23 protein-coding genes are annotated in these 23,264 nt (G+C 74.9%); 9 read left to right on the plus strand and 14 right to left on the minus strand.

Going from position 1 to position 23,264, the window contains the following annotated elements; translation table 11 throughout:
* Nucleotides 1–127 precede the first annotated feature (127 nt).
* Together Q0840_RS08180 and purD are read right to left on the minus strand one after the other, a co-directional pair.
* The gene (locus Q0840_RS08180) at nt 128–1,018 is read right to left on the minus strand and encodes a phosphoribosylaminoimidazolesuccinocarboxamide synthase (RefSeq protein WP_298459065.1); all 891 of its coding nucleotides are present in this window, start codon (nt 1,016–1,018) and stop codon (nt 128–130) included.
* A 62-nt stretch (nt 1,019–1,080) separates the two neighbouring features.
* Entirely contained in the window at nt 1,081–2,406 is a 1,326-nt protein-coding gene (purD, locus tag Q0840_RS08185) for a phosphoribosylamine--glycine ligase (protein ID WP_298458552.1), read from the minus strand.
* Nucleotides 2,407–2,495: 89 nt separating this feature from the next.
* Between purD and Q0840_RS08190 the strand changes: the two genes are divergently transcribed.
* Nucleotides 2,496–2,714: an SCO4848 family membrane protein gene (locus Q0840_RS08190; RefSeq protein ID WP_298458555.1), complete on the plus strand. Its 219-nt coding sequence runs from the start codon at nt 2,496–2,498 to the stop codon at nt 2,712–2,714.
* 118 nt (nt 2,715–2,832) lie between these two features.
* Here the strand turns inward: Q0840_RS08190 and Q0840_RS08195 are convergent, their stop codons facing one another.
* From Q0840_RS08195 to Q0840_RS08205, 3 genes are all read right to left on the minus strand, one after another.
* Nucleotides 2,833–3,612, minus strand: a complete 780-nt coding sequence (locus Q0840_RS08195) for a GNAT family N-acetyltransferase (protein WP_298458558.1) — start codon at nt 3,610–3,612, stop codon at nt 2,833–2,835.
* Nucleotides 3,609–4,895, minus strand: a complete 1,287-nt coding sequence (locus tag Q0840_RS08200) for an adenylosuccinate synthase (protein ID WP_298458559.1) — start codon at nt 4,893–4,895, stop codon at nt 3,609–3,611. Before Q0840_RS08200 ends, Q0840_RS08195 begins: the two co-directional genes overlap by 4 nt.
* 182 nt (nt 4,896–5,077) lie before the next feature.
* Nucleotides 5,078–5,521: a DUF3151 domain-containing protein gene (locus Q0840_RS08205; RefSeq protein WP_298458562.1), complete on the minus strand. Its 444-nt coding sequence runs from the start codon at nt 5,519–5,521 to the stop codon at nt 5,078–5,080.
* A gap of 190 nt (nt 5,522–5,711) precedes the next feature.
* Between Q0840_RS08205 and Q0840_RS08210 the strand changes: the two genes are divergently transcribed.
* A complete protein-coding gene (locus Q0840_RS08210; protein WP_298458564.1) occupies nt 5,712–6,083 on the plus strand; it encodes an STAS domain-containing protein in 372 nt (123 codons plus the stop codon).
* A gap of 12 nt (nt 6,084–6,095) precedes the next feature.
* Here the strand turns inward: Q0840_RS08210 and Q0840_RS08215 are convergent, their stop codons facing one another.
* Nucleotides 6,096–8,297, minus strand: coding sequence for a SpoIIE family protein phosphatase (locus tag Q0840_RS08215; protein ID WP_298458567.1), 2,202 nt, complete (start codon nt 8,295–8,297; stop codon nt 6,096–6,098).
* 139 nt (nt 8,298–8,436) lie between these two features.
* On the opposite strand from Q0840_RS08215, the gene Q0840_RS08220 reads away from it, so the two are divergent.
* Nucleotides 8,437–8,832 carry an STAS domain-containing protein gene (locus Q0840_RS08220; protein ID WP_298459066.1) on the plus strand — a complete coding sequence of 132 codons (396 nt, stop codon included), beginning with the start codon at nt 8,437–8,439 and terminating at the stop codon, nt 8,830–8,832.
* Between the two features lie 73 nt (nt 8,833–8,905).
* Here the strand turns inward: Q0840_RS08220 and fbaA are convergent, their stop codons facing one another.
* Together fbaA and Q0840_RS08230 are read right to left on the minus strand one after the other, a co-directional pair.
* Nucleotides 8,906–9,928, minus strand: coding sequence for a class II fructose-bisphosphate aldolase (gene fbaA / locus Q0840_RS08225; RefSeq protein ID WP_298458570.1), 1,023 nt, complete (start codon nt 9,926–9,928; stop codon nt 8,906–8,908).
* Nucleotides 9,929–10,035: 107 nt separating this feature from the next.
* Nucleotides 10,036–10,659 carry a TrmH family RNA methyltransferase gene (locus tag Q0840_RS08230; protein WP_298459068.1) on the minus strand — a complete coding sequence of 208 codons (624 nt, stop codon included), beginning with the start codon at nt 10,657–10,659 and terminating at the stop codon, nt 10,036–10,038.
* Nucleotides 10,660–10,831: 172 nt separating this feature from the next.
* Here Q0840_RS08230 and Q0840_RS08235 point away from each other — a divergent pair, with 172 nt between their 5' ends.
* Both Q0840_RS08235 and Q0840_RS08240 read left to right on the plus strand, forming a co-directional pair.
* Nucleotides 10,832–11,584 (plus strand): DedA family protein, encoded by a 753-nt coding sequence (locus tag Q0840_RS08235; RefSeq protein ID WP_298459070.1) that lies wholly within the window; start codon nt 10,832–10,834, stop codon nt 11,582–11,584.
* Nucleotides 11,585–11,667: 83 nt separating this feature from the next.
* Nucleotides 11,668–12,420, plus strand: coding sequence for an HAD-IIA family hydrolase (locus Q0840_RS08240; protein ID WP_298459071.1), 753 nt, complete (start codon nt 11,668–11,670; stop codon nt 12,418–12,420).
* A gap of 2 nt (nt 12,421–12,422) precedes the next feature.
* On the opposite strand, the gene Q0840_RS08245 is transcribed toward Q0840_RS08240, so the two are convergent.
* From Q0840_RS08245 to Q0840_RS08255, 3 genes are read right to left on the minus strand one after another with little or no spacing between them, the layout of a single operon-like run.
* Nucleotides 12,423–13,193 (minus strand): phosphotransferase, encoded by a 771-nt coding sequence (locus Q0840_RS08245; RefSeq protein WP_298458573.1) that lies wholly within the window; start codon nt 13,191–13,193, stop codon nt 12,423–12,425.
* Between the two features lie 13 nt (nt 13,194–13,206).
* On the minus strand, nt 13,207–13,791 hold the full coding sequence (gene pyrE / locus Q0840_RS08250; RefSeq protein ID WP_298458576.1) for an orotate phosphoribosyltransferase: 585 nt from the start codon (nt 13,789–13,791) through the stop codon (nt 13,207–13,209).
* A gap of 9 nt (nt 13,792–13,800) precedes the next feature.
* Nucleotides 13,801–14,571 carry an SDR family oxidoreductase gene (locus Q0840_RS08255; protein WP_298458580.1) on the minus strand — a complete coding sequence of 257 codons (771 nt, stop codon included), beginning with the start codon at nt 14,569–14,571 and terminating at the stop codon, nt 13,801–13,803.
* Between the two features lie 38 nt (nt 14,572–14,609).
* Between Q0840_RS08255 and Q0840_RS08260 the strand changes: the two genes are divergently transcribed.
* Nucleotides 14,610–15,464, plus strand: coding sequence for an exodeoxyribonuclease III (locus tag Q0840_RS08260; RefSeq protein ID WP_298458582.1), 855 nt, complete (start codon nt 14,610–14,612; stop codon nt 15,462–15,464).
* The gene (locus Q0840_RS08265; RefSeq protein WP_298458585.1) at nt 15,461–16,126 is read left to right on the plus strand and encodes a DUF4190 domain-containing protein; all 666 of its coding nucleotides are present in this window, start codon (nt 15,461–15,463) and stop codon (nt 16,124–16,126) included. The genes Q0840_RS08260 and Q0840_RS08265 overlap by 4 nt, the downstream gene beginning before the upstream one ends.
* Nucleotides 16,127–16,270: 144 nt before the next feature.
* Here the strand turns inward: Q0840_RS08265 and clpB are convergent, their stop codons facing one another.
* Nucleotides 16,271–18,901, minus strand: coding sequence for an ATP-dependent chaperone ClpB (clpB, locus tag Q0840_RS08270; protein ID WP_298458588.1), 2,631 nt, complete (start codon nt 18,899–18,901; stop codon nt 16,271–16,273).
* Nucleotides 18,902–19,063: 162 nt separating this feature from the next.
* Between clpB and Q0840_RS08275 the strand changes: the two genes are divergently transcribed.
* Nucleotides 19,064–20,041: an alpha/beta hydrolase gene (locus Q0840_RS08275; protein ID WP_298458591.1), complete on the plus strand. Its 978-nt coding sequence runs from the start codon at nt 19,064–19,066 to the stop codon at nt 20,039–20,041.
* On the opposite strand, the gene Q0840_RS08280 is transcribed toward Q0840_RS08275, so the two are convergent.
* A complete protein-coding gene (locus Q0840_RS08280; protein ID WP_298458594.1) occupies nt 20,034–20,690 on the minus strand; it encodes a trimeric intracellular cation channel family protein in 657 nt (218 codons plus the stop codon). The genes Q0840_RS08275 and Q0840_RS08280 overlap by 8 nt on opposite strands.
* Before the next feature lie 142 nt (nt 20,691–20,832).
* Here Q0840_RS08280 and Q0840_RS08285 point away from each other — a divergent pair, with 142 nt between their 5' ends.
* Entirely contained in the window at nt 20,833–21,336 is a 504-nt protein-coding gene (locus tag Q0840_RS08285; RefSeq protein WP_298458596.1) for a DUF2231 domain-containing protein, read from the plus strand.
* 71 nt (nt 21,337–21,407) lie between these two features.
* Here the strand turns inward: Q0840_RS08285 and Q0840_RS08290 are convergent, their stop codons facing one another.
* A complete protein-coding gene (locus Q0840_RS08290) occupies nt 21,408–23,261 on the minus strand; it encodes a bifunctional diguanylate cyclase/phosphodiesterase (protein ID WP_298458599.1) in 1,854 nt (617 codons plus the stop codon).
* Nucleotides 23,262–23,264 lie beyond the last annotated feature (3 nt).

Below are 23,264 nucleotides of genomic sequence, written 5' to 3' on the forward strand. Positions count from 1 at the left end.
TGGCGGGTCAGGCGAGCAGGTGGCGGGTCAGGCGAGCAGGTGGCGGGTCAGGCGAGCAGGTGGCGGGTCAGGCGAGCGGGTGGCGGGTCAGGCGAGCGGGTGGCGGGTCAGGCGAGCGGGTGGCGGGTCAGGCGAGCGGACGACCGGTCAGCCGCTCGTACGCCTCCAGGTAGCGGTCCGTCGTGCGGCGCACGACGTCGTCGGGAAGCGGGGGCGGGGGCGTGTCGGACGTGCGGTCCCAGCCGGACTCCGCCGACGTCAGCCAGTCCCGCACGTACTGCTTGTCGAAGCTCGGCTGCGCGCGCCCGGGCTGCCACCCGTCGGCGGGCCAGAACCGCGACGAGTCGGGGGTCAGCACCTCGTCACCCAGGACCAGCGCGTCGCTGCCGGGGAGCCGACCGAACTCGAGCTTGGTGTCGGCGAGCACCACGCCGCGCTCACCGGCGATCGCCTCGGCGCGCGCGTAGATCGCGAGGGTGAGGTCCCGCAGCCGGTGCGCGGTCGGGCCGCCGACCTGGGCGGCGACGACGTCGAGGGACACGTTCTCGTCATGCTCCCCGACGTCGGCCTTGGTGGCCGGCGTGAAGATGGGCGTGGGCAGGCGCGAGCCGTCGACCAGCCCGGGACCGAGGCGGACGCCGCACACCTGACCGGAGGCCTGGTACTCCGCGAGGCCCGAGCCGGTGAGGTACCCGCGTGCCACGCACTCCACCGGCACCATGTCCAGCCGCCGGCACACCATCGCGCGTCCGGCGACCTCGTCGGGGACGCCGTGCGGACCTGCCGACGCGGTGACGACGTGATGCGGCACCAGGTCGGCGAGCTGCTCGAACCACCACAGGCTCAGCTGGGTGAGCACCACGCCCTTGCCGGGGACCGGCGTGGGGAGCACGTGGTCGTACGCGCTGACCCGGTCGCTGGCCACGACCAGGACGACGTCGCCGTCCGGGTGCGGACGCTCGGGCAGGTACAGGTCGCGGACCTTGCCCGCGTAGTGGTGCCGCCACCCGGCCAGCACGGGCGGGTCGCCGGGACGAGGGTCGGGCCGCGGGCTCGACTGCGGGTCGGGCTGCGTGGGGGTCACGGTGCGACCTGCCCGGAGGCCGCGGCGAGCGCGATGTCGCGGCGGTGGTGGGAGCCCGGCAGGGTGACGGCGTCGACGCCCGCGTAGGCGGCGTCGCGGGCGGCGGCCAGGTCCGGGCCGGTGCCCACGACCGACAGCACCCGGCCCCCCGAGGCGACCAGCGCGCCGTCGTCGGACGTCCGGGTGCCGGCGTGCAGCACCTGGGCGCCGGTGGCCTGGGCGGCCTCGATCCCGCCGACCGGGTCACCGCTGCGGACGTCCCCGGGGTACCCGTGCGCGGCGACCACCACGGTGACGGCGGCCTCGTCCCGCCAGCGCAGCGGCGGCAGGTCGGCGAGCCGGCCCGTGGCGGCGGCGTGCAGCACCCCGGCCAGCGGGGTGGCCAGCCGTGCCAGCACGACCTGCGTCTCGGGGTCCCCGAACCGTGCGTTGAACTCGACCACCCGGGTCCCGCGAGACGTCAGGGCCAGCCCGACGTAGAGGACGCCCGCGAACGGGGTCCCGCGTCGCGCCATCTCGTCGACCGTCGGCTGCGCGATGCGGGTCACGACCTCCTCGACCAGGCCGGGCGGCGCCCACGGCAACGGGCTGTACGCGCCCATGCCCCCGGTGTTGGGCCCCTGGTCGCCGTCCAGGGCGCGCTTGGCGTCCTGCGCCGGAGCGAGCGGGACGACGGACGCACCGTCGGTCAGGCAGAACAGGGACACCTCCGGGCCGTCGAGGTACTCCTCGACGACCACGGTCGGCTCCGGCCCGCCGCCATCGGGGCGCCCGGCGTCGCCGACGGACCCGGCGTCGCTGCGGGACCGCAGGCACGCGAGCGCGTGGGCGAGCGCCTCGTCCCGGTCGGACGTGACCACCACGCCCTTGCCCGCGGCCAGGCCGTCGTCCTTGACCACGTGCGGGGCGCCGAACGCGTCGAGCGCTGCCTCGACCTCCTGCGCCGTCGTGCACACGTGCGCCATCGCGGTCGGCACCCCCGCGGCGGCCATGACCTCCTTGGCGAAGGCCTTGGACCCCTCGAGCGCCGCGGCCTCGGCGCCCGGGCCGAAGCACGCGATGCCGGCGTCCCGGACGGCGTCGGCGACGCCGGCGACCAATGGCGCCTCGGGGCCGACGACGACGAGGTCCGCGCCGAGCTCGGTCGCCAGGGCCGCGACGGCGGCGCCGTCGGTCGCCGTGACCGGGTGCAGGGTCGCGTGGGCGGCGATGCCGGGGTTGCCGGGCGCCGCGTGCAGCTCGTGCGGGCCGTCGGACCCGGTGGCCAGCGCGCGGACGAGGGCGTGCTCACGGGCGCCGGTTCCGATGACGAGGATCCTCACGGCTCGTCAGCGTAGTGCGCGCCGGCTCCGGCGACCGGGGCGTCCACGGGGACGCCGCAGCGACCGGCCGGCTCGGGGATACTGGCCGCGTGGAGCTGCCCCTCGCCTGGTCCCTGGTCCTCGTCCTCACCGCCGGGTGGAACCTGCTGATCTGGCCACGGTTCTGGCAGCGGATCGCGCGTGACCCGCGTTCGCGGGACGCGGCCGGTCGGGCGACCACGTTCCGCACGGTGCACGCGGTGCTGATCGCCGTCTCGCTGGCGCTGGCGCTCGCCGTCGGCGTGCTCGGGGTGCTCACCCTGGTCTGAGCCGGCCGCACCCGGCCGAGCCGGGCGATCCGGGCGATCCCGGCGATCCCGGCGATCCCGGCGAGCGGGCTGCGGACAGGGTGCCGGTGGTGCGCGGCCGCCCGGCAGCGGCCGGCCGTCAGCGTCCGGTGCGCAGCCGCTCCTCGAGGCCCGCACGCACCGCGGGCCACTCGTCGACGAGGATCGAGAACACGACCGTGTCCCGCCAGCTGCCGTCCGCACGCGGCTGGTGCCCGCGCAGCACGCCCTCACGGGTCGCGCCCAGCCGCGCGATCGCGGCCTGGGACCGCTCGTTGCGGACATCGGTCTGGATCTTGACCCGGTGGAAGCCGCAGTCGTCGAACGCGTGCCCGAGCAGCGCGAGCTTGGCGGCCGGGTTGACGCGCGTGCCCCAGACCGCAGGCGAGTACGCCGTCCAGCCCAGGTACACCCGGCCCTCGGCCGGGCGCGCGTCCCCGAGGCTGCTGGTGCCGACCAGCCACGCCTCGGCCGGGTCGCCGTCGGGCAGCACCTCGACCGCGAACGCGGCGTGGTCCGGCCGGGTGAGCAGCCGGTCGACGAACCCGGTCATGTCCCCGGCGGTCAGCGGGCGGCGTCCCCCGGCGTAGCCCGCCGCCCACACGCGCGGCTCGTCGAGCGCGGCGAACAGGGCCGGGGCGTCGTCGGCGACCAGCGGGCGCAGCCGGACGTCGCCGACGGTGAGCACCCGGCCGCCCGGCAGCCGCGCGGGCCGCCACTGCGCAGCCGGCCCGCCGGCGACCGGGGCACCGGCGTCGCAGGACGGCCCGCCGCCGGGCCGACCAGCCCGGCCCTGCGGACCCGGCACCCCGTCCAGCGGCCGGTCCGGCACCCCGTCGGGCGGCTCGGACCGGTCCGGAGCGGCGTGCCGACCGCTCACGCCAGCAGGTCGTGCCGCGCGATCGTCGCCTCGCGGTCCGGTCCGACGCCGACCGCGGAGATCCGCGTGCCGGACATCTCCTCCAGCGCGAGCACGTACCGCTGGGCGTTCTTGGGCAGGTCCTCGAAGGTGCGGCAGCCCGAGATGTCCTCGCTCCAGCCGTCGAGCTCCTCGAGCACCGGCGTGGCGTGGTGGAAGTCGCTCTGGTCCTGCGGCATCTCGTCGTGCCGGACGCCGCCGACGTCGTAGGCGACGCAGACCGGCACCTTCTCCAGGCCGGTCAGCACGTCCAGCTTGGTGAGCACGAGGTCGGTCAGCCCGTTGACGCGGCCGGAGTACCGCGCGATGACGGCGTCGTACCAACCGCACCGACGCGGCCGACCGGTGGTCACGCCGTACTCCCCGCCGGTGGCACGCAGGTGCTCGCCCATGTCGTCGAGCAGCTCGGTCGGGAACGGGCCCTCGCCCACCCGCGTCGTGTACGCCTTGATGACGCCCACCACCCGGTCGATCCGGGTCGGCCCGATCCCCGAGCCCGTGCACACCCCGCCGGCGGTCGCGTTCGACGACGTGACGAACGGGTAGGTGCCGTGGTCGACGTCGAGCATGGTCGCCTGGCCGCCCTCGAACAGGACGGTGCGGCCGGCGTCGAGCGCCCGGTTCAGCTCGAGCGAGGTGTCGGCGACCATCGGCCGCAGGCGCTCGGCGAACTCCAGCAGCTCGTCGACGGTCTCGTCGACGGTGATGGCGCGACGGTTGTACACCTTGACCAGCAGGTGGTTCTTCTGGTCGAGGGCGCCCTCGACCTTCTGGCGCAGGATGTTCTCGTCGAACAGGTCCTGCACGCGCACGCCGACGCGGTTGATCTTGTCCGCGTACGTCGGGCCGATGCCGCGGCCGGTGGTGCCGATCCGGCGCTTGCCGAGGAACCGCTCGGTGACCTTGTCCAGCGTCCGGTTGTACGGCGCGATGAGGTGCGCGTTGCCGGAGACCATCAGCCGGCCGACGTCCACGCCGCGCGCGATGAGCGCGTCGAGCTCGGAGAACAGCACCGCGAGGTCGACCACGACGCCGTTGCCGATCACCGGCACGACCCCCGGGGACAGGATCCCGGACGGCAGCAGGTGCAGGGCGTACTTCTCCCCGCCCACGACCACCGTGTGCCCGGCGTTGTTGCCGCCGTTGTACTTCACGACGTAGTCGACGCGTGACCCGAGCTGGTCGGTCGCCTTGCCCTTGCCCTCGTCGCCCCACTGGGCCCCGACGACCACGACGGCTGGCATCTCATCACCACTCTCACGGCTGCCCGACGGCGGAGGTGGGCGCCCGGCCCGATCGCCGACGGCGCACCCGCGGCCCCGGGCGGCAGCGACCCGGTACCGCCGAAAGGCTACCCGAGGCCCGCCGGTGGCACGCCCATGGGGGTGCCATGGATCGGGCTTGACCGGCGGTCGAGCCGCCCGGCTCAGCGCAGGGCGCGGACCTCGTCGGCGCTGGTCCCGGAGTCGGTGAGGAACGTCCGGCACCGCTCGGCCTCGTCCCCCTCGCCGATGGCGTCGGCGGCGTCGGCGAGCGCGAGCAGAGCCCGCAGGAAGCCCTGGTTGGGCTCGTGGGACGCCGGGACGGGCCCCTGCCCCCGCCACCCGGCACGCCGCAGCGCGTCCAGGCCGCGGTGGTAGCCGGTGCGCGCGAAGGCGTACGCCGCGACGGGGTCGGCCGGGTGCGCGTCGTGCCCGGCGAGCGCGCGCTCGGCCAGCAGCGCCCACACGTACGACGACGCGGGGGCGGCGCGGACCGCGTCGCGGACGTCGGCGCCGTCGGCCAGCACCGCGCGGGCCTGCGCGTCGGCACCGTCGGCCGGGAGCAGGGTCGCGGGCGTGCCCAGGAGGTTGGGGTGGTCGTGGCTCATGCGGCCATTGTGGGGCCGGGGCGCATGCGGTGCGCACGCCGTCACCCGCGCACCGCCCGTCCGGACCTCACCGAGCGGTCCCCGCGGCCCCGTGGTTACAGTCGACCCGCTCCGCCGGCTGCGCCCCTCGCCCCGGCCGGGGCGCGCGCGGCGCGCACGGGTGCGCCGCCTGGATGCTCGGAGCCTTGCCGTGATCGAGATCGCCACGTCCCCGTCGACCACGACACTGGTCATCGCCGGCGACCTCGACCTCGTCGAGCGGGACCAGTTCCCCGAGATCGCCGCCCGCGTGACGGGCCTGCGGCGCCAGCTGCTGGTGATCGACATGTGCCGGGTGACCTTCATGGACTCCACCGGCGCGGCGTTCCTCATCTCCCTGGCCGACTCCTCGCGGCGCCGGGGCGGCGCGACGGTGCTGCGCAACCCGGACCCGCGGGACCTCTTCGTGCTCGAGGTGTGCGGGGCGCTGAGCCTGTTCCGGATCGACGAGACCCACCGGTGCGAGCCGGCCACGCCCGTCGACGGCGTGCAGCCCGTCGCCACGGACCGCGGCGAGGGGTAGAGCACGTCCCGGTCAGGTCGGGGGACGTGACGGCGCCGGCAGTGCCGACGGCCGGACCCGCGCCCACACGAGCTTGCCGCTGCCGCTGGGCCGCCAGCCCCACTCCGCGAGCCGCTCGACGATCTGCATGCCGAACCCACCGATCTTGCCCGAGTGACCGTCGGTGGCGACCGGCGGCGCCGGGTTGGCGTCCTCCACCTCGATCCGCAGTCCCTCCCCGGTGTCGTACAGCCGTAGCGCGACGTGCCCCCAGCCGTGCAGGACGGCGTTGGCCATGAGCTCGGAGACCACGAGCTCCGCGCTGGCCGCGCCGTCGATCTGCCAGGTGTGGCACGTGCGCAGCACGGCGTGCCGGGCCTGCGCGATGGAGCCGGGCTCGCTGGGCAGCAGCCAGCGACGCTGGCGAGGGTCCCCGGCCCCCGCAGAGCCGTGGGCCTCCCGGTCCACCGGCACGCGGACGACGACGACGGCGACGTCGTCCTCGGGTGCGTCGGCGAGGGCCGCGAGCAGCTGCTCGCCGACCCCGGCCGCGTCGTGGGCCGTCAGGCGCAGGCAGGCGTCGGCCAGTGCGCCGACCCCGTCGCGCAGCGAGCGGTCCCGGCGCTCGATGAGACCGCCCGTGTAGAGCACGAGCAGGTCACCGGCCCGCAGCTCCTCGGTGGCCGCCGTGCGCGCGCCCTCGCCGAAACCGATCAGCGGACCGGACGCCGCCGCGAGCTGGCGCACCTGCCCGTCCCGGACCAGCACCGGCGGCAGGTGCCCGGCACGGGCGTACTCCAGCGTCCAGGCGCCGTCGGACGCGTGCCGCAGCGTGGTCAGCACGAGGCTCGCCGAGCGCGGGATGCGCAGGCCCGCCACCAGGTGGTCCACCCGGGTCAGGACGTCACCCGGGGACGGGTGCTCGTAGGCGTACGCGCGGACGACCGAGCGCAGCTGCCCCATCGCCGCCGCCGCCTCGATGTCGTGCCCGGCGACGTCGCCCACCGCGATCCCGACCACGCCCGGACCCACCGGCAGGATGTCGTACCAGTCGCCGCCGACCTGCGCGTGGGTCGAGCTGGGGGCGTAGTGGCTCCACACGTCCAGGCCGGGGACGTCGACGTGCTCGGGCAGCATCGCCCGCTGGAGGGCCTCGGCGAGCCGGTGCTCGCGGGCGTACAGCCGGGCGTTCTCGACCGCCATGCCCACCCGGCGGGCGGTCAGCAGGAGCACCGTCGCGGCGCCGTCCTCGACGCCGCGCCGTCGCTCCGGCCCGTCCGGTCGGTCGCCGGCCCGGGCCGGGACGGCGACCAGCACGCCCAGCACACGCGAGCGCCCCTGCACCGGCAGCACCGTGACCGTCCCCGGGGGGTGCGGGAGGGTGGCCAGCTCGCGTCGCAGGTACCCGACCAGCCACCCTCCGGCCGTGCGCGGGCCGCCCTCGTCCGCGGCCAGGTCCAGCTCCACCGGCCCGTCGACCGTCCCGTCCAGCAGCCGCTGGACCGGGTCGGGCGGGGCCTCGACCGCGGCGCCGGCGTCGGCGAGCTCGAGCGCCTGCTGGTGCACGGTCATCTGCGGCGGCGGCCCGTGCCGGTGCCGGCGGCCGGTGTGCGTGGTCGACAGGTCGATCCCGTCGACGGGCCGCAGCCCGTTGTCGTCCAGGAAGAACCCGGCCCACGCCACCACGTCGCGCATGAGCAGGTCGGCGATGTGCCGCAGGGCGTGCGGCTCGTCGAGGTCGGCGAGCAGGTCCGAGACCCGGGCGACCACCCCCAGGCCGGCGCCGCGGCGACGCTCGGCCAGCACGGCGCGGGTGCCCTCCTCGCGCCGCGCGACGGTCTCGCTGACGTCCTGCTGGACGCCGACCCAGTGGGTGAGCCGGCCGGCGTCGTCCCGCACGGGCGAGATCGAGACCTGACTCCAGAAGGCGCCGCCGTCGCGCCGGTAGTTGACCAGGGTGACCCGCGCGGCGCGCTCCTCGGCGACGGCCTGCGCGAGCCGGCGCGCGTGCGCGACGTCCGTGGCGGGCCCCTGCAGGATCCGCGGGTTGCGGCCGAGCACCTCGGCCCGGGTGTACCCGGTCGCGGCGATGAAGGCGTCGTTGACCCACACGATCGGCTGACCGGGGGCGCGGGCGTCGGTGATGACGACGGCCAGGTCGGTGGCCTGCAGCGCCCGGTCCAGGAGCTGCGCCATGGACGTCGGCGGCAGGTCGGGGGTCAGAGAATTGACCACGATCGCCTCCGATCGTCTAGCGTTCCAGAAGGAGCCCCCAGCGCGCCGCCTTCACGCGCTGCCGAGGCACACGTGGTGGCCTGCGAAGAGGAGCATTGTGCGAGACGGTAACAGCCCGATGGACGACGGTCCCACGGGGATGGACACGGCGGTCCCGCTGACCGGGACGCACGCCGCGACAGCAGCAGAGCCGGGCTCCGTGCACGTCATCGTGGGCGCCGAGCGCACCCGCATCGTGCTGTCCGGTGAGGTCGACGCGGACCTGGGGTCGGACCTCCAGGAGGCCACGGCCGAGGCCGAGGCGGCCGGGCTGCCGATCGAGGTCGACGCCCACCACGTGACGTTCATGGACTCGTCCGGTGTCGCGTTCCTGGCCCGGCTGTCCACGCGCAGCCCGTCCCGGGTGCGGCTGATCCGGGTCCCCCCGACGGTCCGCTTCCTGCTCGAGGTCACCCGGATCGGCGAGCTGCTCGACGTCGTCGACGGCGACCCGGGCTTCGACCCGGCACCGGACGGGTCCAGCACGACGTCCTGACCGGCACTCGCCCCGAACGACACGAGGCCCCGCGGCGAAAGCCGCGGGGCCTCGTGCACTGCTGGTGGAGCGGTCAGCCCATCCGGTTGCCGGCGGACCGCAGCTGGCGGCACGCCTCGGCGATGCGCTGGGCCATGCCGGCCTCGGCGAGCTTGCCCCAGGCGCGCGGGTCGTAGGCCTTCTTGTTGCCGACCTCGCCGTCGATCTTCAGCACGCCGTCGTAGCTGGTGAACATGTGGCCGGCCACGGGACGCGTGAACGCGTACTGGGTGTCGGTGTCGATGTTCATCTTGATGACGCCGTTGTCGACGGCCTCGGAGATCTCGGCCTCGGTCGAGCCGGACCCGCCGTGGAAGACGAGGTCGAACGGGTTCTCCTTGCCGATCGCGTCGCCGACGGCCTTCTGGATCTCGGCGAGGATGGCCGGGCGCAGCTTGACCGCACCGGGCTTGTAGACGCCGTGCACGTTGCCGAACGTCAGGGCCGTCAGGTAGCGACCCTTCTCGCCGGCGCCGAGCGCCTTGACCGTCGCCAGGCCGTCCTCGGCAGTGGTGTAGAGCTTGTCGTTGATGGCGGCCTCGTGGCCGTCCTCCTCGCCGCCGACGACGCCGACCTCGATCTCGAGGATCGTGCGGGCCGCCTGCGACAGCTCGAGGAGCTCCTCGGCGATGACGAGGTTCTCGTCCAGCGGGATGTCCGAGCCGTCGAACATGTGGGACTGGAACAGCGGGTTCTGACCGTTCTTGACCTGCTCGGCCTCGTGCGCCAGCAGCGGGCGGACCCAGCTGTCGAGGTTCTTCTTGGTGCAGTGGTCGGTGTGCAGGGCGACGGTGATGCCGTAGCCCTTGGCGACCTCGGTCGCGTACGCGGCGAGCGCGAGCGAGCCCGAGACGCGGTCCTTGACGGTCGAGCCGGCCGCGTACTCGGCGCCGCCGACGGAGACCTGGAGGATGCCGTCGGACTCCGCCTCGGCGAAGCCCTGCAGCGCGGCGGTGACGGTCTGCGACGACGTGACGTTGACGGCCGGGTACGCGAACCGGCCCGCCTTCGCCCGGTCGATCATCTCGTTGTAGACCTCGGGGGTGGCGATGGCCATCGAGTGCTCTCCTGCACGTGAGTGGGGATGTGTCCGGGTGAAAGTCTGGCACGGATGGCCGCGGCCGGGTCGGGCCGTCCGTCCCGGGCGCCACCGGCGGCCCTGCGCTACGCCCCCGTGCCGGGCGGGGTCGCGTGCTGCACGACCCAGGCGTGCATCGCGATCGCCGCGGCCGCACCGGCGTTGATCGACCGGGTTGAGCCGAACTGCGCGATGTGCAGGACGTCGCGCACGGCGGCGCGGGCGGCGTCGGACAGGCCGGTGCTCTCCTGGCCGAACAGCAGCACGCACGCCCGCGGCAGCCGGTACCCCTCCAGCGGGACCGACCCCGGCAGGTTGTCGACGCCGAGGACCGGCAGCCCCGCCGCGCCGGCCCACGCGAGGAGGGCGGCCACGTCGGGGTGGTGGCGCACGTGCTGGTAGCGGTCGGTGACCATCGCGCCGCGCCGGTTCCACCGCCGCCGGCCCACGATGTGCACCTCGGCGGCGGCGAACGCGTTCGCGGTCCGCACGACCGAGCCGATGTTCAGGTCGTGCGACCAGTTCTCGACCGCGACGTGGAAGGGGTGCCTGCGGGTGTCGAGGTCCGCGACGACCGCCTCGAGCGTCCAGTAGCGGTAGCGGTCCACGACGTTGCGCCGGTCGCCCTCGGCCAGCAGCACCGGGTCCAGCCGCGGGTCGTCCGGCCAGGCCGCCGGTCCGCCGGGCCACGGCCCCACGCCGACCTCCACCGGCCGGTCGTCGGGCCGGGTCCGCTCAGCCGACTCGTCAGGGTCGGTCCGCTCGTCGTCGGGGTGGGGAGGCACGCGGCGATCCTGCCGCACCCGCGCAGGGTCACCGGATCTGCGGACCGCGCGCACAGGTCCCGCACACCGACCCCCGTACCCTGGGGGCGTGATCGACATGACCGCGCTCGCGGCCGCCCTGCCCACCGCCGGACCGCTGGCGACCATCGGCCCGGACTTCCTCGACGCCGAGCACCTGATCAGCCAGTTCGGCGCGTACGCGCTCGGCGGCATCGTGCTCGTCGTCTTCATCGAGACCGGGCTGCTGTTCCCGTTCCTGCCGGGGGACTCGCTGCTGTTCACCGCGGGCATGCTCGTCGCGCAGGACGAGATCACCGTGCCGCTGTGGGTGCTGTGCCTGGCACTCTTCGCGGCGGCGTTCGTCGGTGACCAGCTGGCCTACTTCATCGGGCACAAGGTCGGGCCCAGGCTGTTCAACCGGCCGGACTCGCGCATCTTCAAGCAGGAGTACATCGACCAGACGTACGCCTACTTCGACAAGTACGGCGGGCGGACGATCATCGTCGCGCGCTTCGTGCCGTTCGTGCGGACGTACGCGCCGGTCGTGGCCGGCGTCGCGAGGATGCGCTACCGCACGTTCGTGTCGTTCAACGTGGTCGGTGCGCTGCTGTGGGGCGTGGGCGTGACCGTGCTGGGCTACTTCCTCGGCCAGATCGAGTTCGTCCGCACCAACATCGAGATCATCCTCATCCTCATCGTCGGGCTGTCCCTGGTGCCGGTCGCGATCGAGCTGCTGCGCGCCCGCAGCCGCCGGCGCGACCCCCGCTACGACGAGCCGCACGAGCGGGAGCGGGTCGAGGCGGAGCGGCTGGAAGCCGAGCGGGTCGAGGCCGAGGAGGTCGACGGATGAGCGAGCTGGGCACGCAGGGGACGCCCGCACCGCCCCGGCCCGCCCCCGCGGCGCCGCGCTCCATCGAGTGCTGGCTGTCGGACATGGACGGCGTCCTGGTCCACGAGGGCTCGGCCATCCCCGGCGCCGCGGACTTCATCACGGCGCTGCGCGACCACGGTCGGCCGTTCCTCATCCTCACGAACAACTCGATCTTCACCCCGCGCGACCTGCGGGCCCGGCTCGCCGCGAGCGGCCTGGAGGTGCCCGAGGAGGCCATCTGGACCTCCGCCCTGGCCACCGCCCAGTTCCTGCGGGACCAGGTGCCCGGCGGCAGCGCCTACGTGATCGGCGAGGCGGGCCTGACCACGGCGCTGTACGAGAGCGGGTACACGCTCACCGACACCGACCCGGACTACGTCGTGCTGGGCGAGACCCGCACGTACTCCTTCGAGGCGATCACCAAGGCGATCCGCCTGATCCAGGGCGGCGCGCGGTTCATCGCGACCAATCCGGACGCGACCGGCCCGAGCAAGGAGGGCGACCTGCCGGCGACCGGCGCGGTGGCCGCGCTCATCACCCGGGCGACCGGCCGTGAGCCGTACTTCGTGGGCAAGCCGAACCCGATGATGTTCCGGTCCGCGCTCAACCGCATCGACGCGCACTCCGAGCACACCGCGATGGTGGGCGACCGGATGGACACCGACATCGTCGCCGGCATCGAGGCCGGCCTGACGACCTACCTGGTGCTCACCGGCTCGACCCGGGCCTCGCAGGTCGAGCACTTCCCGTTCCGCCCGGCGCACGTCGTGGACTCCGTCGCGGACCTCGTGGCCCGCGTGCGCGACGGCGGCTGACCTCAGCCCGCCTCCCCCGGCTCGCCCGCGAGGGCGGCGGCGTGCGCGGTCACCCAGACGGCGTCGCGCCGGTACAGCGCGGCGTGCTCGCGAAGGTGCCCACGGCCCGGGCCGTCCGCGCGCCGCTCGGTGAAGGCGGCGAGGTCCCTGAGCCGCTCCACCACGGTCGCCAGCACGGCCGCCGGGGCGAGCGGGTGGGCGTACGCCCCGAGCAGCAGCCGCAGCCGCCGGCGGCGCTCGGTCAGGCTGCCCGGCAGCGCGTCGGTGTTGCGGGGGTCGGCCAGCGGCACCCACCGGTAGGCGAGGTACGCCACGTCCCACACCCGGGAGCCGGGGGACGCGGTGTCCCAGTCCAGGACGCCGACCAGCTCGCCGCGGTCCCACACGACGTTGTCCGGCGCGAGGTCGTTGTGGCAGATCACCTCGACCGGGCCGTGGGTCGGGAGCTGCCACGGGCCGTCGTCGGCGGGGAAGGACGCGGTCGCGGCGTGCAGGCGCGCCACGCACCGGGCGACGACGACCAGGACGTCGTCGTGCCAGACCCACCCCGGCAGGGGGTACTGCGGGACCTCGCCCGGCAGGTGGGCGAGGACCTCCCGGCCGTCGTCGTCGATCCCGAGCGGGCGCGGGACGACGTCGACGCCCGCGGCGATCAGGTGCTCCAGCAGCCGGTGCACCGTGGGCGTCCACGGCCCGGCGGTACGCCGCACGGTCCGACCGACCCGGACGGGGTCGCTCATGCTGCCGCCGGGCAGCACCTCACGGTCGGTCACGTCGGTCCGAGGCCTACAGCCCCAGGTCGGGGAGCCCGAACAGGGCGTGGTACGGGACGCCGAGCGCTTCGATCCGCTCCTGGGCGCCGGTCGCACGGTCGACGATGACCGCGACCGCCACCACCTCGGCGCCGGCCTCGCGGGCGGCCTCGACGGCGGCGATCGGCGAGGACCCGGTCGTGCTGGTGTCCTCGAGGACGACGACGCGTCGGCCGGCGATGTCGGGCCCCTCGACGCGGCGCTGCATGCCGTGCGCCTTGGCCTCCTTGCGCACGACGAACGCGTCCAGGTCCTGCCCGCGCGACGCCGCGGCGTGCAGCAGGGCGGTCGCGACCGGGTCGGCGCCGAGCGTGAGCCCGCCGACGGCGTCGATCTCCGCGGTGCCCAGGCCGAGCTCCTCGAGCCGGTCGAGCAGCACGTGCCCGACGAGCGGTGCGGCGCGGTGGTGCAGGGTCACCCGGCGCAGGTCGACGTAGTAGTCGGCCTGCGCGCCGGAGGACAGGGTCACGCGTCCGCGGACGACGGCGAGCTCGGTGATGAGGTCGCGCAGCTGCTCGCGCGGCGTCGGCGACAGGGCGCGGGTGTCGGTGGAGGTCACCGGGCGAGGCTATCGGGCGCGCGAGCCCGGCCGGTGGGAGCCCACCGCGCGCACCGCGGACCGCGGCAGCGTGCGCAGCAGTGCGGACACCAGCCGGTAGCGCACGCTCGGGGTCGAGATGACGGCGCCGCGCCGGACGTCCGCCAGGGCGGTCGCCACGACGTCGTCGGCCCGCAGCCAGGCGGCCTCGGGCACGGCCCCCATGTCGAGCTCGGCGCGCTCGTGGAACTCGGTGTGCACGAAGCCCGGGCACAGCACGGTCGCGGTGACGCCGGTGCCGGCCAGCTCCACGGCGAGCCCCTCGGTGAAGGACCGCACCCACGCCTTGTGCGCGGAGTACGTGCCCGACGCCGTCAGCGCGGCGACCGACGCGACGTTGAGGATCGCCCCGCGCCCGCGCGCCGTCATCGGCCCGGCGGCCGCGTGCGACAGGACCATGACGGCCCGCACCATGACGTCGAACGCGCGCTCCTCCCGGTCCAGGTCGCCGTCGACGAAGCGCTGCCGCACGGCGAACCCCGCGTTGTTGACCAGCAGGCCCACGGGCCGCTCGGTGGACCGCAGGCGGTCGGCGACCCGGTCCACGTCGGCGCGGTCGGACAGGTCGGCCGCGAGCACCTCGACGTGCACGCCCGCGGCCGCGTGCAGGTGGCCCGCGACCCGTTCCAGCCGCTCGGTGTCCCGGGCGACCAGGACCAGGTCGTGACGCGCGGTCGCCAGCTGCCAGGCGAACTCCAGACCGAGCCCTGCGGTGGCGCCGGTGATCAGTGCGGTACCCATGCGGGTCACCCTACGGGCGGGCGGTTAGCCTGGCGCGCATGCGCCTGGCCACCTGGAACGTCAACTCCGTCCGCTCCCGGGTGGACCGGGCCGTCGCCTTCCTCGAGCGCACCGGGACCGACGTGCTGGCGCTGCAGGAGACGAAGTGCCGCGACGACCAGTTCCCGCGGGCGGCCTTCGAGGCGGCCGGGTACGAGGTCGCCACCTTCGGGTTCAGCCAGTGGAACGGCGTGGCGCTGGTCTCGCGGGTCGGGCTGGACGACGTCGAGCGCGGGTTCCCGACGCAGCCGGGGTTCGGCGAGGCGCCGGGCCCCGAGGCGCGCGCGATCGGCGCGACCTGCGGTGGGGTGCGGGTGTGGAGCCTGTACGTGCCGCACGGCCGCGCGGTGGGTGACCCGCACTACCGGTACAAGCTCGCCTGGCTGGACGCGCTGCGCACGCAGGCCCAGGGGTGGCTCGACCCGGCGACGGGTGACCCCGACGCCGCCGTCGCCCTGGTCGGGGACTGGAACGTGGCCCCCCGGGACACCGACGTGTGGGACCTGGCGGTGTTCGCCGACCAGACCCACATCACCCCGCCCGAGCGCGCGGCCTTCGCCGCGTTCGAGTCGGCGGGGTACACCGAGGTGACGCGGGTCCACGTGCCGCAGGACCGCCGGTACACCTATTGGGACTACCAGCGGCTGCGGTTCCCGCGCGACGAGGGGATGCGGATCGACTTCGCGTACGTCTCGCCGGCCGTGGCGGCGCGGACCACCGCGGTGTCCATCGAGCGCGTCGAGCGCAAGGGCAAGGCGCCGTCGGACCACGTGCCCGTCGTCCTGGACCTGGCGGACACGGGGGCCCGCACCGGGGCGGACGGGTCGGCGGACGCCGCGGCGGACGCGGCGTGAGCAGCGACGACCGCTGGACGGCGGCGGAGCCGTACTACGCCCCGGGGTGGCCGGCGCCCCGCACCCGCCGTGAGGGGCTGGCCGTCGCCTCGTTCGTCACGGCGCTGGTCGGGCTGGGGGTCGTGGGCATCGGCCTCGGGATCGCCGCGCTGGTCCGGATCCGGCGCGGCCCCACGGTCGGGCGCGGCTACGCGGTGGCCGGGGTGGTCCTCGGCGCCGTCTGGACGGTCGCCCAGGTGGTCGTGGTCGCGGGGCTGGTCGCGACTGCCGCGGCGTCCCGTCCGCTGCCGGTCACGATCGACGCGGCGCAGACCGCGTCGGTCGGGCAGCTGCGGACCGGTCACTGCCTGGCCGACCTGCCCGCCGACGGCGACGTCAGCGAGGTGGAGGTCGTCCCGTGCGGGGAGCCGCACGGCGCCCAGGTGATCTCGGAGTACCGCTTCGCCGACGACGCCGTCTGGCCCGGGCAGGACCGTGCGCACCGGCTCGTGGCCGGGGGCTGCCAGCTGAGCCAGGCCGAGACGGACGCCGGGGTCGAGGTCCGCACCTGGGCGCCGACCGAGGCCTCCTGGCGCGACGGCGACCGCACCGGGCTGTGCCTGGCCCGGGTCGGGCCGGCCGTCACGGGCTCCCTGCTCGACGGCTCCGCCGACCTCCCCTGACCCGTCGCGTCCCGTCCCGCCCCGCGCCGCCCGCCCCGCGCAGCCCGCCCCACCCGCCGAGTGCGACGTTCCGGACCCTTGGCGGGCGCCGAACGGTCCAGGACGTCGCACTCGCGGGGTGGACGGGCGGGCGGGAAGAGGTGGTCAGCCGGCGACGGGGGCCGGGGACTCCTGGACGGCCAGGACCAGGCCGCGCTCGCCGCCGTCGGCGCGGTCGACGACCACGGTCTGGCCGTCGTTGACCTCGCCGGCGAGCAGCATCCGGGCGAGCCGGTCGCCGATCTCGCGCTGGACCACCCGGCGCAGCGGCCGCGCGCCGTACGCCGGGTCGTACCCCTCGATCGCGAGCCAGTCGGCCGCCGCGGGAGTGACGTCCACCGAGAGGCGACGGTCGGCGAGCCGGTCGTTGAGCCGCCCGACCTGGAGCTCGACGATGCGCCCGATCTCCGGCAGCGACAGCGCGTCGAACAGCACGACGTCGTCCAGCCGGTTGAGGAACTCGGGCTTGAACGCCCCGCGCACCGCACTCATCACGGCCTCGCGCTTGGTGTCGTCGTCGAGCATCGGGTCGACGAGGAACTGCGACCCGAGGTTCGACGTCAGCACGAGGATGACGTTGCGGAAGTCGACCGTGCGGCCCTGGCCGTCGGTGAGCCGCCCGTCGTCGAGCACCTGCAGCAGGATGTCGAAGACCTCCGGGTGGGCCTTCTCGACCTCGTCGAGCAGGACGACCGAGTACGGCCGGCGCCGGACGGCCTCGGTGAGCTGACCGCCCTCCTCGTACCCCACGTACCCCGGGGGCGCCCCGACCAGCCGCGCGACGGCGTGCTTCTCGGAGTACTCCGACATGTCGATGCGCACCATGGCGCGCTCGTCGTCGAACAGGAAGTCCGCGAGCGCCTTGGCGAGCTCGGTCTTGCCGACGCCCGTGGGGCCCAGGAACAGGAACGAGCCGGTGGGCCGGTCCGGGTCGGACACACCGGCCCGGGAGCGCCGCACGGCGTCGGAGACCGCGCGCACCGCCGTCGCCTGGCCGATGAGCCGCGAGCCGAGCACCTCCTCCATGCGCAGCAGCTTGGCGCTCTCCCCCTCGAGCAGGCGGCCGGCCGGGATGCCGGTCCAGGACGAGACCACCTCGGCGATCTCGTCGGGTCCGACCCGCTCGGCGATCATCGGCTCCGGGGCCGGGCCGACGGCGTCCACCATCGCCCCCCGCTGCTCCTCGGCCTCCGCGGCGGCCAGCTCGCGCTGGACCTGCGGGATCTCGCCGTACATGACCCGGGACGCCGACGCCAGGTCGCCGTCGCGCTGGTGGCGCTCGGCCGCGCGCTGCAGCTCGTCGAGCCGAGCGCGCAGCTCACCGACCCGGTTGTGGCCCGCCCGCTCCGCCTCCCACCGGGCCATGAGCGCTCCCAGCTCCTCGCGGCGGTCCGCCAGGTCGGCGCGCAGCCGCTCGAGCCGGTCCCGCGAGGCGTCGTCGTCGGCCTTGGCGAGGTACTGCTCCTCCATCTCCAGCCGCGTGACCGCGCGCTGCAGGACGTCGATCTCCACCGGCGAGGAGTCCAGCTCCATGCGCAGGCGCGACGCGGCCTCGTCGACCAGGTCGATGGCCTTGTCCGGCAGCTGCCGGCCCGGGATGAACCGGTCGGACAGCGACGCGGCCGCGACCAGCGCCGCGTCGGCGATGGTCACCTTGTGGTGCGCCTCGTACCGCGGAGCGAGACCGCGCAGGATCGCGACGGTGTCCTCCACGCTGGGCTCGCCGACGTAGACCTGCTGGAAGCGGCGCTCCAGGGCGGCGTCCTTCTCGATCCGCTCCCGGTACTCGTCCAGCGTGGTCGCACCGACCAGCCGCAGCTCACCGCGGGCGAGCATCGGCTTGAGCATGTTGCCCGCGTCCATCGATCCCTCGGCGGCGCCTGCCCCGACGACGGTGTGCAGCTCGTCGATGAAGGTCACGACCTCGCCCTCGGAGGACTTGATCTCCTCCAGGACGGCCTTGAGCCGCTCCTCGAACTCCCCGCGGTACTTCGCGCCGGCGACCATCGCGCCCAGGTCGAGGGAGATGAGGCGCTTGTCCCGCAGCGACTCGGGCACGTCGCCGGCGACCATCCGCTGGGCGAGCCCCTCGACGACGGCGGTCTTGCCGACGCCGGGCTCGCCGATCAGGACGGGGTTGTTCTTGGTCCGGCGCGAGAGCACCTGCACGACGCGGCGGATCTCCGCGTCGCGGCCGATCACCGGGTCGAGGCGGCCGTCGCGGGCCGCCTGGGTGAGGTCGACGCCGTACTGCTCCAGGGCCTTGTACGTGCCCTCGGGGTTCGGGCTGGTGACCCGCGCGTTGCCGCGGACGGACGGCAGGGCGTCCAGCAGCGCGTCCCGCGTCGCCCCGACCGAACGCAGCGCATCGGCGGCGGACCCGGTCCCGGCGGCGATCCCCAGCAGCAGGTGCTCGGTCGAGACGTACTCGTCCCCGAGCGCCTGCGCCTCGGTGCGGGCGGCGTCGAGCGCGGCGGACGTACCGCGCGACGGCACGGGCTGGGCGACGGCCGAGCCGCTCGCGGACGGCAGCGCGACCAGCGCGGACCGGACCTGCCGGCCCAGCGCCGTGCGGTCCACGCCGACGGCGTCGAGCAGTCCGGTGGCGACGCCCTCGGTGGCGAGCAGCGAGCCGAGCAGGTGCACGGGCTCCAGCTGCGGGTTGCCGGCGGCCGTCGCGCTCTGGATGGCGTCGCCCAGGGCCTCCTGGGTCTTGGTGGTGAGCTTGGTGTCCATCGGTCCTCCGCCTCGTGCGTCCGAGCTGTGTCGCGGGCCGCCTGCGCGGCACCCCGACGAGCACAACATCCGGAGACTTGAGTCTGTTCCGCTCAACCTTAGCGCGACGCGGACCCGGCGGTCGTCCTGACGCCCCGGGGGTACGGCTGGCACGATCGGTCCATGACGCCCGCCGACGACGCGACACCCGACGTCCTCGGACCGGGCTGGACGTCCCGGACGCTGCGACTCGCCCCCGACCACGAGGGCGAGGTGGTCGCGACCCTCGTCCACCGGGACGACGACGCCGCGACGCACCGCCCCGCGCGGGGCGCCGTGCTGTACGTGCACGGCTACGTCGACTACTTCTTCCAACGTCACCTCGGCGACGCCTGGGCCGCGCACGGCTTCAGCTTCTACGCGCTCGACCTGCGCAAGTACGGCCGCTCGCTGCGACCGTGGCAGACCGCCAACGACGTCACCGACCTGCGCACGTACGTCGAGGAGCTCGACGCCGCCGCGAGCGTCATCCGCGAGCAGGACGGTCACGACACGCTCGTGGTGCTGGGGCACTCCACCGGTGGTCTGCTGGCGGCGCTGTGGGCGCACGCTCACCGGGGCCGCGGGACGGTGGACGCGCTCGTCCTCAACAGCCCGTGGTTCGACCTGAACCGCGACTGGATTTACCGCGTCGTGGTGACCCGGGCGGTCGACGTCGTGGGACGGGTGCAGCCGGACCGGGTGGTCGGTGCCGTCGGGGTGCACTACGGGCAGAGCCTGCACGTGGACACCGGTGGCGCGTGGGAGTACGACCTGGCCTGGAAGCCGCACGAGGGCTTCCCGGTGCGGGCCGGCTGGCTGCGCGCCGTGCGCCGCGGGCACGCCCGGGTGGCGCGCGGCCTGGACATCGACTGCCCCGTGCTGCTGTGCTGCGCCGAGCGCAGCGGGCCGTTCGACCGCTGGCACCCGGACCTGGCCACGACCGACTCCGTGCTCGACGTCGAGCAGATGGTCGCGCGGGCACCCGGCCTGGGCCGCGACGTGACGGTCGTCCGGATCCCCGACGGCGTGCACGACCTGGCGCTGTCCGCGCCGGGCCCGCGGCAGCGGTACTTCGACGAGATGCTCACCTGGGCCGACCAGCAGCTGCCGGTCAGCTGAGCGGCGGCCGGGGCGCCGGCGCCTGCCAGCCGCGGTGCAGCGCGAGCAGCCGGACCCCCACGATCAGCACCACGCATCCCCAGGTGATCGCCGGGTGGGCCACCCCGGCGGACCACGTCGCCGCGATCACGGCCGCGCCGAGAGCGGCCGGGATCGCGTACAGCTCGCGGTGCGCCAGGACCCGCGGCGGCTCCCCGGCCAGCAGGTCCCGGATGGCACCGCCGCCGACACCGGTGAGCACCCCGACGATGACGGCGGTGTGCGCGGTGGTGCCCAGGTCGAGGGCCTTGAGCGTGCCGGCCACCGCGAACAGGCCGAGCCCGACGGCGTCGAGCACGAGCACCAGCCGCTGGATCCGCGACACCCGCGGGTGGAAGAAGAAGGTCAGCAGTCCGGCGACCGTCGCCGCGGTCAGCAGCCGCCAGTCCGAGATGCCCACCGGTGGGACCGCCCCGATCAGCACGTCGCGCAGGATCCCGCCGCCCAGCCCCGCCGCGGCCGCCAGCACCAGCACGCCCACCACGTCGAAGCTCTTGCGCACCGCGGCGAGCCCGCCGGACAGCGCGAACGCGAAGACGCCGACGAGGTCGAGCACGAGCAGCGGCCAGGACCCGGTGTCCAGGGCGGAGGTGGCATCGACGAACGGCACGCGTGCAGGCTAGGGCGCGCGGATCGGTCCCGACGGCGACGTCCACCCCCGGCAGGACCTTCGGCTGTGGCGCCGCGACGAGCCCACCCTAGAGTCGGCGGCGACCCGGGAGTGAGCCCGGACCGCACGGAGGAGGACGACGATGTTCGACACCATCGCAGGACTGCCGCTGCACGTGCTGGTCGTGCACGCGACGGAGGTCATCGTTCCCGCAGCAGCGCTCGCCGTCCTGCTCGCTGCCCTCTGGCCGCGCTTCCGCCGGTGGGCGACGTACGCCCCCGCGGCACTGGCCGTCGCCGGCCTGGTCCTCGTGCCGCTGTCCACCGAATCCGGGGAGGCACTGGAAGGACGGGTGGGCGAGAGCGAGCTGGTGGAGGTGCACGCGCATCTGGCGGACGGACTGCTGCCCTGGGCCGCGGGCCTCGCTCTGGTCGCACTCGCTCTGCTGTGGTGGTCCCGCCGCGAGGTACGGCGCGACGCGGGGACGGCGCCCCGCTGGATCGCGGCTGCGCTCGTGGCGGCGGCCCTGACGACGGCGACCGGCACCGCTGTCGAAGCCGTGCGCGTCGGGCACAGCGGTGCGGCCGCGGTGTGGTCCGCCACCGTCCAGTCGACGAGCCCGGCGCCCGGTGACGACGACGACTGACCCGTCCCGCCTGCGGCGCCCACCTCCGGCACCGCCGCCCGACCCCGGGACATGGTCGGTGACCGGTCCGATCAGCCGGCCAGGGTGGACGCGGGCACCGGTGTCGCCATCTCGACCTCGGCGGCCGGCAGCGGGCGCGCGTACAGGTAGCCCTGCGCCCGGGCGCAGCGCAGGTCGCGCAGGATCGTCGCCTGCTGCTCGGTCTCCACGCCCTCGGCGACCACGTCGAGGTGCAGGCTGCGGGCCAGCTCGATGATCGAGGACACCAGCGTCGTCGCGGTGCCTCCGGTGCCCAGGTCGCTGACGAAGGACCGGTCGATCTTGACGGTGTCGACCGGCAGCCGCCGCAGGTAGGACAGGCTCGAGTAGCCGGTGCCGAAGTCGTCGATGGCGATCCGGACGCCCAGCGCACGCAGCCGGGTCAGCCGCTCGGTGACGGCGTCGACGTCACGCACCAGGACGCCCTCGGTGATCTCCAGGGTCAGCCGGCGCGCCGGCAGCCCGCTGGTGGCCAGGGCGTCCGCGACCAGGGTCAGGACGTCGTCGTCGGCCAGCTGGTGCGGGGACAGGTTGACCGCGACGTCCACCGGCACCCCGGTCAGCTCGGACCAGTCGGCCGCCTGCCGGGTCGCGGTGCGCAGCACCCACGCGCCGATCGGCACGATGTGGCCCCCCTCCTCCGCCAGCGGGATGAAGACGTCCGGCGGCACCGGCCCACGGGTGGGGTGGTGCCAGCGCAGCAGCGCCTCGTAGCCCGACGCGCTGCCCCCGCTGAGCGCGACCGTCGGCTGGTAGTAGACCTCGAGCTGGTCGTCGGCGAGCGCCCGGCCGAGGTCCGCGGTGAGGTCGGCCTTGTCCCGGATCGCCCGGTCCATGCCGTCGGCGTAGACCACGACCTGGTTCTTGCCGGTCGCCTTGGCCAGGTACATCGCCAGGTCGGCGTTGCGCAGCAGCGACTCCACCGACGCGTGCGGGTCGCCGCCGGGGTCCGCGATGCCGACGCTGCCCGTGACCACCAGGAGCCGTCCGTCGACGTGCACGGGGTCGACGAGTGCCCGCAGCACGCGCTGGGCGACGGCGCGGGCGGTGTCCGGCTCGCCCTGCACGAGCAGCGCGAACTCGTCGCCGCCGAGGCGCGCGACGAGGTCGACGCCCCGCACGCACCCGCGCAGCCGGTCCGCCACGCCCTGCAGCAGGTGGTCGCCCACGCTGTGCCCCATCGAGTCGTTGACGTCCTTGAAGTCGTCGAGGTCGATGAACAGCACGCTGACCGGCGTGCCACGCCGCAGCGCGGTCGCCAGCGTCTCGCGCAGGAACGTGCGGTTGGCCAGCCCGGTGAGGGCGTCGCGCAGCCCCTGCTGCTCGTTGAGCCGCCAGGCGGCGAGATGGGCCAGGCTCGCGGCGAGGATGAAGCTGCCGTGGATGGCGGCCCACACCAGCGGGGCGTGCAGGTCGGCGGCGTGGCCGTAGACGGCGTGCGGGTGCATCGACCCGACGATGCCGTGGTGCAGCAGGACCATCGCCAGGCCGACGCCGAACGGCACCCAGTCCTGGTACAGCGCCACGACCCCGACCATGACGAAGAAGTGGAAGTGCATCTCGGTCAGCCCGCCGCACAGGTGCACGGCAGCCACCGAGGCGGTGAACAGGCTCACGCTGGCCGCGAACGCGCGCACCGTCCGCCGCTGCCGCCGCAGCACCGCGACGCCGAGCGGCGCGACGATGGCGCCGCTCCACAGCAGCGCCGCGGCCATCCCCTGACCGCTGACCACCGCGAAGATGCCGATCCCGGCCGCCTGCGCCACCGCGATCTGGACGATGGCGCGGTGGCGGCGGCGCCACACGTCGTCGGCCAGCATGCGCCCGGCGGGCAGCATGTGGCCCAGTCGCAGCCGCGCGAGGGCGGGGGGTACGGCTCGGCTCATGCC

It is taken from the genome of uncultured Cellulomonas sp., from assembly GCF_947494015.1.
In the GTDB taxonomy this organism is placed as follows: Bacteria; Actinomycetota; Actinomycetes; order Actinomycetales; family Cellulomonadaceae; genus Pengzhenrongella.

Excerpts from the sequence above, each read along its gene's own strand:
- Q0840_RS08200 (WP_298458559.1), bottom strand. The coding sequence starts at position 4,895 with ATGCCAGCCGTCGTGGTCGTCGGGGCCCAGTGGGGCGACGAGGGCAAG.
- Q0840_RS08205 (WP_298458562.1), bottom strand. The coding sequence starts at position 5,521 with ATGAGCCACGACCACCCCAACCTCCTGGGCACGCCCGCGACCCTGCTC.
- Q0840_RS08220 (WP_298459066.1), top strand. The coding sequence starts at position 8,437 with ATGGACACGGCGGTCCCGCTGACCGGGACGCACGCCGCGACAGCAGCA.
- fbaA (WP_298458570.1), bottom strand. The coding sequence starts at position 9,928 with ATGGCCATCGCCACCCCCGAGGTCTACAACGAGATGATCGACCGGGCG.
- Q0840_RS08235 (WP_298459070.1), top strand. The coding sequence starts at position 10,832 with ATGACCGCGCTCGCGGCCGCCCTGCCCACCGCCGGACCGCTGGCGACC.
- Q0840_RS08240 (WP_298459071.1), top strand. The coding sequence starts at position 11,668 with ATGGACGGCGTCCTGGTCCACGAGGGCTCGGCCATCCCCGGCGCCGCG.
- Q0840_RS08255 (WP_298458580.1), bottom strand. The coding sequence starts at position 14,571 with ATGGGTACCGCACTGATCACCGGCGCCACCGCAGGGCTCGGTCTGGAG.
- Q0840_RS08260 (WP_298458582.1), top strand. The coding sequence starts at position 14,610 with ATGCGCCTGGCCACCTGGAACGTCAACTCCGTCCGCTCCCGGGTGGAC.
- clpB (WP_298458588.1), bottom strand. The coding sequence starts at position 18,901 with ATGGACACCAAGCTCACCACCAAGACCCAGGAGGCCCTGGGCGACGCC.
- Q0840_RS08275 (WP_298458591.1), top strand. The coding sequence starts at position 19,064 with ATGACGCCCGCCGACGACGCGACACCCGACGTCCTCGGACCGGGCTGG.
- Q0840_RS08285 (WP_298458596.1), top strand. The coding sequence starts at position 20,833 with ATGTTCGACACCATCGCAGGACTGCCGCTGCACGTGCTGGTCGTGCAC.
- Q0840_RS08290 (WP_298458599.1), bottom strand. The coding sequence starts at position 23,261 with ATGAGCCGAGCCGTACCCCCCGCCCTCGCGCGGCTGCGACTGGGCCAC.